Source organism: Parabacteroides leei, assembly GCF_023369805.1.
In the GTDB taxonomy this organism is placed as follows: domain Bacteria; phylum Bacteroidota; class Bacteroidia; order Bacteroidales; family Tannerellaceae; genus Parabacteroides; species Parabacteroides leei.
In genome coordinates this window covers 24098-30896 of the sequence record NZ_JAMBQG010000033.1, presented here as the reverse complement: position 1 = coordinate 30896, position 6799 = coordinate 24098, and the positions used below count along the sequence as shown (strand labels likewise).

Genomic DNA, 6799 nt, shown 5'->3' with positions numbered 1-6799 from the left:
TCGCCCAAGAGGAATACCATGCTGAATTTTCGTTACAATGTTTAGTTTCTCTTCAAAACTGTGATGTCTATACATAAAAAATGCACCCCTAAAGTTTTATGTCTAACTTTTGGGGTGCACTTCAAATCCAAGTCCACGTTCCATGTAATAGGCAGGACCGCCGATAAAAGAGTCTTTCCCTCTTCTTTTATATAATTGCGCCAATGTCGATTCTACAAAGGCACTGGAAGCTCCCAGCAGAGCAATTATCCACATCCAGAATACAGCACCCGGACCACCGACTGCAATGGCAGTAGCTACTCCGGCCAGGTTGCCTGTCCCTACGCGACTGGCTAATGATACGGCAAAAGCCTGAAAGGAAGAGATATGTTTTTCACCGTTTTTAGTTTTTTCGGTGGAGTCTCCAAGCAATTTTATCATTTCTTTAATCATACGGAACTGTACGAAACGGGTTTTGAAGGTAAACCATATCGCACAACCCAATAGCATGATTATTAATATATAAGACCATAAAACATCGTTGATGGCGCTGATCCAGGAGTTTAATATATCCATGTGTTTTGTTCGTTTTGTTTCAAAGATACGGGTTTTCTTTTATTCTGTAAGCTAAGATGTTAAACAGGTGTAAAAAAATAGTTTCATTTTTTCTGCTGAATGATGTAACCTTTTTTCGAGTTGCTTCGTCTTACTAACAGAAATAAACAAGAAAGCGGGAAAAGGCCACCCTGCAAATTGAAATAAACAATAGACTTATGAAACGGATAATATTCGGGGTCATGCTGCTTGGCTGCATGATACAGGGAGTTTTTGCTCAAAATTTAGGGATAAAAGGTTTGGTGAAAGATGGTCGGAACAAAGAACCTCTTGAGTTTGCCAATGTCGTTCTGCAAACAATGGATTCTACATTTATTACTGGAACAACTACCGATGGAAAGGGTAATTTTGTTTTAGATAAAGTGAAATCCGGTGATTACCTGCTGGCTATCTCCAGTCTAGGGTATTCGACGCAATATGTTGCTTTGAAGGACTTCAACAAGAGTGTGACTTTGGGGGATATATCGATGGAAAATGCTTCAGTCTCTTTGGATGGCGTTACAGTCAGTGCGTCCAATACGAGCAGCCGTTCCGACCGGAAGCTGGTTTTCCCGTCCGATCGACAGGTAAAGGCTTCAACCAACGGTATGGATCTGTTGCAACAACTGATGCTGCCGAAGATACAGGTGAATCCGTTGTCAAGCGAAATTAAAGTACCGGGAAACGGTGAAGTTCAACTTCGCATAAACGGGGTGAAAGTAGAACTGGATGAAATCAAATCGTTGTTGCCTTCCGATATCATCCGTATTGAATATCATGATAATCCCGGATTACGTTACGGTAATGCGGAAGTGGTACTCGATTATATCGTTCGTCGCCCGGAAACGGGGGGAAGTTTCAGCGTGGATATGAGTCAGGGGGTAAATGCCCTATGGGGAGAACATCGGGTTTCCGGGAAGATCAATCATAAGAAATCAGAGTTCGGTGCTTCCTATCGGATCGGTCCGCGCGATTTTTATGGACTTTCCAGGGATAATGAAGAAATCTTTCATTTGGGTGATGGAACGGTCTTGCATCGGAAAGAAGAAGGTGAACCGGCTCATGGTCGTATGTTCATGCATAATCTGAACCTGAATTATAGTGTACAGGATCCCGAGAAGTATTTGTTTAATGCTACGTTCCGCTATTGGAATAACCATCAACCGCATTGGGATTACCGCGGTGTTTTATCCAACCAGGAAAATTTGTCGGACTATGTAAATATGGTAGACCTGAATAGTTCAGATAATCAGGTTCCTGCGTTAGACTTATATTATCAGCGTAATTTGAAAAACGATCAGACGCTGGTCTTTAATGTGGTTGGAACCTACAACCGTACTTCTTCCCATCGTTTTTATCAGGAAAGTCGTGGTGAGGATCTGCTGACGGATATCGATAACCGTGTTTCGGGAAATAAATATTCAGTGATCGGTGAAGGTATTTATGAGAAAAAGCTGGAGAATGGAAATCGTTTGAGTACCGGTATCCGTCATACACAGTCGTTTTCCAATAATGAATATCGCAACGGGCACGATTATAATACCCGTATGAATCAGTCGGAAAGCTTTCTTTATGGCGAGTTTAAAGGAAAAGCCCGGAAACTGGATTATACGCTGGGAGTCGGTGTGTCGCGTTCCTATTACAAACAGGATGGGACAGATGATTCTTACCAATATTATACGTTCAATCCACGTTTTACATTGCAATATGCTTTACCCGGGCAATCGTTTATCCGTTTGAGAGGTTATGTCGGTAATTCTTCTCCTTCATTGGGTAATTTGAGTGCTATTGAGCAAGTGATCGATTCTTTGCAGCTGCAACGCGGTAACCCGCAACTGGAGGCCTATATGCGCTATCGCCTGGCGCTAACCTATGAATATCAGAAAGGTATCTTTTATACCAATTTAGACGGTGCTTATGAATATCTTCCCAATCCTATTATGGATGAGAAATATCAGGAAGGTAACAAGATCATCCAGACCTGGAACAACCAAAAGAACTGGCAACGCCTGACCGGTTCGGCTATGTTCCGTATCGGGCCGATCAAAGACATTTTGCAGTTCTCGTTTACTGGCGGTGTAAATCATTATATCAGCAATGGAAATACCTATTCCCACCGTTATACGAACTGGTATTGTGAAGCACAGGCATCTCTCACCTGGAAGAAGTTCATGCTAATGTATCAGATGAATACGAACTGGAACTGGTTCTGGGGTGAAACGTTGGAAGGTGGCGAAAATATTCAGATGGCGATGGTGCGCTACAATCATAAGAATTTATCGGTTGGAGTAGGAGCAATCAACCCGTTCTCTGATAATTATAAGGTGAAGTCGGAAAACTGGAACCAGTATGCTTCTTATAAGAAAGCTATGTATATCAAAGAAAGCTCTCGTTTGTTCGTTGTTTCATTGACTTACAATTTCTCATTCGGTCGTACTTATAAGGCAGGTCAGAAACGTCTGAACAATGCAGATAACGACTCGGGCGTAATGAGTACGGGTAAATGATATTCTTTGTACCTTTGAAAAAAATTAAAGCGTATAAAGTATGAAAGCAATTGAACCCAGTCTGATCAAGGACAACTTTATTGAGATTATCGGTAAAGAGTGGATGCTGGTAAGTGCCGGCGACAAGGAGAAGTTTAACATGATGACGGCCAGTTGGGGTGGCGTAGGTTTTCTTTGGAATAAACCGGTCGTATTCGTATTCATCCGTCCAGAACGATATACCTGTGGATTTGTCGATGAAAAGGGATGTTTTACGCTCTCTTTTCTGGGTGAGGAACACAAAGCGGCACATAAGATCTGTGGTTCTAAATCCGGACGTGATATCGACAAAGTAGCCGCCACCGGACTGACTCCCTGTTTTACCGAACAAGGAAACCCTTGTTTTGAGCAGTCACGGCTGACGCTTGAGTGCAAAACACTCTATGTGACGAAGATGGATAAAGATAGTTTTGTCGATCCGGCATTGTTTGAAAAATGGTATAGCGCTATGGCTGGCAATCCGCATAACGTCTATGTCGCAGAGATATTGAATGCTTGGGAAAAGTGATTCTACTTTATTCCCAATTCCCTGAGCATTTGCTCCGTATGAGTCAGAAAATACTTCGTTAGCTGATAATGTTGTGTTTCTTCATACGGGGTAATATGTGCTCCATCTTCCTCTATGGAGTAAATATCCGCATCCGGATAAGCCATAATGATCGGTGAATGGGTGGAAATGATCAGTTGGCAGCCTTGGGCCACCAATTCATGGATCCTGACTAATAGCGCCAGTTGCCGTTGAGGCGAGAGGGCTGCTTCCGGTTCATCAAGTATAAAGAGTGTTTTTCTTCCTGCATAATTCAGAAAAGTACTGAGAAAACTTTCCCCATGCGACTGTTCCAGTAGACGGTGTCCTCCGTAGGCTCCCATTGAATAATCACGTCCGTATTTTAATATATCCTTCATCGATTTTGCATCGATTTCGGCTGCATGGTCAAAGAAAGACTCGGCACGGAAGAAGAAATGATCGAAAGGTTTTTGTTCTTCTACCAGGCGAATACACTGTGGCAAGACATTCGAATATGATTTCCATGCTTCTACACCATCGTAAAGCATGCCTTGTTTGTCCTCATCCCGTTCCTCGTATTTGAACATGATTCCTTCCAGCAGAGTCGATTTGCCGGCTCCGTTTTCACCAATCAGGAAAGTGACAGGCTTACGGAACACAATCGAGTCTATATATCGTACGGCTGCGGCCTTAAACGGATATTTAAGATCTTCCAATGGCCCTTCTACTTCTTCAGGATTGATCAATTGAACTTGTTTGAGGTAAATCATAGCTTTCTTTTTTACAAATGTAGATAAACTTCCTGTTTTATTCAAATGACAGATATGGAGTCAGTCTTTCTTTATCAGCTTCGGTGAATTCCTCCAGCAGTTGAAGGTTCTCCCAGCCGGAGAGTTTCCTTTTCTGTTTCAGTAACTGTTCGATAATTCGTGCCTGTTGCTTGTTTATATAAGGGTGCCTGTAAAGGTTTTTGACCGGTGCCTGGTTCACAAATAATTTACAAATAATTTTCACATCTACCGAAAACCACGATTTCATCGTATTAAATCGTTCTTCATCGATTCCATACACTTCACTAAGTTGGGAGACGGAGTAAAATCCACCCAATAGTTCCCTGTATTTGATGATACGACGGGCAAAGGTGCTTCCTATTCCGGGTACTTTCTTTAAGGTGGTTGTATCGGCAGTATTTAACTCAACCACTGTTCCGATTGGATATTTCTCTGTTTTTGGGAAAGTCTTTCTTCCGGGTATGTTGGGAGTTTCTCTCGGGTGAAATTTCTTTTTCTCCCGGAAGGAATTGTTTTTTCTTTCGGATGCAGGTGTTTTGACCTTCTCCGGCTTGTTTGAAGCGATTGTTTGAGATGTTTTTACAGATTCAATGACCCGGTTATTTTCTTTAGAGATTTGTTCCGGTTTATTGTCTGTCAATAATAAAATGATCCAGGAAATAGAGATCAAACAGAGTAGGAGGGTTAAGGCTCTGCGTTCTCCTTTGGAAAAATAGAGTAAATCACGCCAGTTCATAGTTGTCAGTTTTTTATGGTTTGATGTTTCTTGCTTTTTTTGCTTGGGTAATACTTACAGCTTGATGTAATATGTTCAGAACTTCTATTCGATAAAGAATAAAATGAGTGGGAAGTAAGGCTCTTCATGGGACATGTTGAGACCGGGAAGCAACTTTCTTTTCTTTGAAGCGGTTTTGATTTCCATATGTGTAATAATTAAACGATAAATATTCTTTTACAAAGATATAAGTTACCTGTAAATAAGCAAGTAACTTATACTTTTTATTTTTCAAAACAAGCCGGTTATCTTTTTGATCAGTCCCAATTCGTTCAGGAAGATCAATCCGATAGCGGCAGGGGCGATATATTTTATGAAGAATGCATATGCGTTGAAGAAGTAGAAAGTGATGGTGCCCTTGTTGGTCAGTTCGGCTTTCAGTACTTTTTTCTCGATACGTAAGCCTACGAAAACACAAATCATCATACCTCCGAGAGGCATCATAATCTTTGCCGTCAGATAGTCTAGGGCATCAAAGATGATCAGTCCGCCGATGGTATATTCTTTCAGTAAACCGAAAGAGAGCGAACAAAGGGCTCCGATAACAGCTACGCCGACCGAAACGATCCAGGCTGCTTTCTTCCTTGTCATGTGATATTCTTCGTGTACGTAAGCTGTAGCCACTTCATGCAAGGAAATGGTAGATGTCAGTGCTGCCAAGGCCAGCAGGATAAAGAATATGAACGACCAGATATTGCCGAACGGCAACTGCTCGAAAATATTCGGGAGTGTGATAAATACCAGTTCCGGACCTGCCGTCGGTTCAATGCCGAAGCTGAAAACGGCTGGGAACACCATAATACCGGCCAGTAATGCAACCAGCGTATTTAAGACAGTGACCTGTACGGCCGTTAATTGAAGGTTCGTTTCTTTCCCAAAATAAGAGGAATAGGTGATCAGACATCCCATACCGATACTTAATGAGAAGAATGTCTGTCCCATGGCACTTAAGATAACGGAAGAAGTGATCTTATCGAAGTCTGGTTTGAACAGGAAAGAAAGTCCTTCCTGTACGCCTGGAAGGGTAACAGAACGAATACAGAGCACGAGAAGTATGATAAAGAGTGCCGGCATCATAATTTTAGAAGCTCTTTCAATCCCTTTTTCTACTCCGGATACTATAACGATGTGTGTCAATGCTATGAAAGCGATTGTCCAGCCTATTGGCCGGAATGTACTGGATGAAAATGTTTCGAAGGCAGTTGTAAATTCGGCTGTTGTTTTTCCAGCCAGCGAGCCGGTCATAGCCTGCCAGATATACTCTAAAGTCCATCCGGAAACAACGGAATAGAAACCTAATATCAGAAAAGCGGCTAAAACGCCGTTATATCCGATCAGCGACCACTGAGTTCCGGGAGCCAGTGTTTTAAAAGCTCCTGCAGCGTTACTGCGCGAATGACGGCCGATGAAGAATTCCGTGATCATAATCGGAAGACCGAGCAGAACCGTACATATCATAAATACCAACAGGAAAGCAGCTCCACCATTAGCTCCTACCATGTAGGGGAAGCGCCAGATACTGCCCAGGCCGACGGCACAACCGACTGTGGCTAATATCACTCCGATTTTACTGCCGAAAGTTACTCTATCTTTGTTTGCCATAAAT

Annotated in this window: 5 protein-coding genes and 1 pseudogene; 2 read left to right on the top strand and 4 right to left on the bottom strand. The window is 42.3% G+C overall.

Annotation, left to right across the window (positions count from 1 at the left end; all coding sequences use genetic code 11):
* Positions 1 to 129: 129 nt before the first annotated feature.
* Positions 130 to 555 (bottom strand): annotated as a pseudogene (locus M1P97_RS25600) (alanine:cation symporter family protein); the annotation flags it as partial.
* Positions 556 to 752: 197 nt separating this feature from the next.
* Here M1P97_RS25600 and M1P97_RS25595 point away from each other — a divergent pair.
* Both M1P97_RS25595 and M1P97_RS25590 read left to right on the top strand, forming a co-directional pair.
* Positions 753 to 3080: a TonB-dependent receptor gene (locus M1P97_RS25595; RefSeq protein ID WP_249390551.1), complete on the top strand. Its 2328-nt coding sequence runs from the start codon at positions 753 to 755 to the stop codon at positions 3078 to 3080.
* Positions 3081 to 3120: 40 nt separating this feature from the next.
* Positions 3121 to 3627, top strand: a complete 507-nt coding sequence (locus tag M1P97_RS25590; RefSeq protein ID WP_195374493.1) for a flavin reductase family protein — start codon at positions 3121 to 3123, stop codon at positions 3625 to 3627.
* 2 nt (positions 3628 to 3629) lie between these two features.
* Here M1P97_RS25590 and M1P97_RS25585 read toward each other — a convergent pair whose 3' ends face one another.
* The 3 genes from M1P97_RS25585 to M1P97_RS25575 form a co-directional block, all read right to left on the bottom strand.
* On the bottom strand, positions 3630 to 4397 hold the full coding sequence (locus M1P97_RS25585; RefSeq protein ID WP_195374492.1) for an AAA family ATPase: 768 nt from the start codon (positions 4395 to 4397) through the stop codon (positions 3630 to 3632).
* A 37-nt stretch (positions 4398 to 4434) separates the two neighbouring features.
* Positions 4435 to 5154 carry a ComEA family DNA-binding protein gene (locus M1P97_RS25580; protein ID WP_249390550.1) on the bottom strand — a complete coding sequence of 240 codons (720 nt, stop codon included), beginning with the start codon at positions 5152 to 5154 and terminating at the stop codon, positions 4435 to 4437.
* 270 nt (positions 5155 to 5424) lie between these two features.
* Positions 5425 to 6795 (bottom strand): sodium-dependent transporter, encoded by a 1371-nt coding sequence (locus M1P97_RS25575; protein ID WP_195374490.1) that lies wholly within the window; start codon positions 6793 to 6795, stop codon positions 5425 to 5427.
* Between the last annotated feature and the right edge of the window lie 4 nt (positions 6796 to 6799).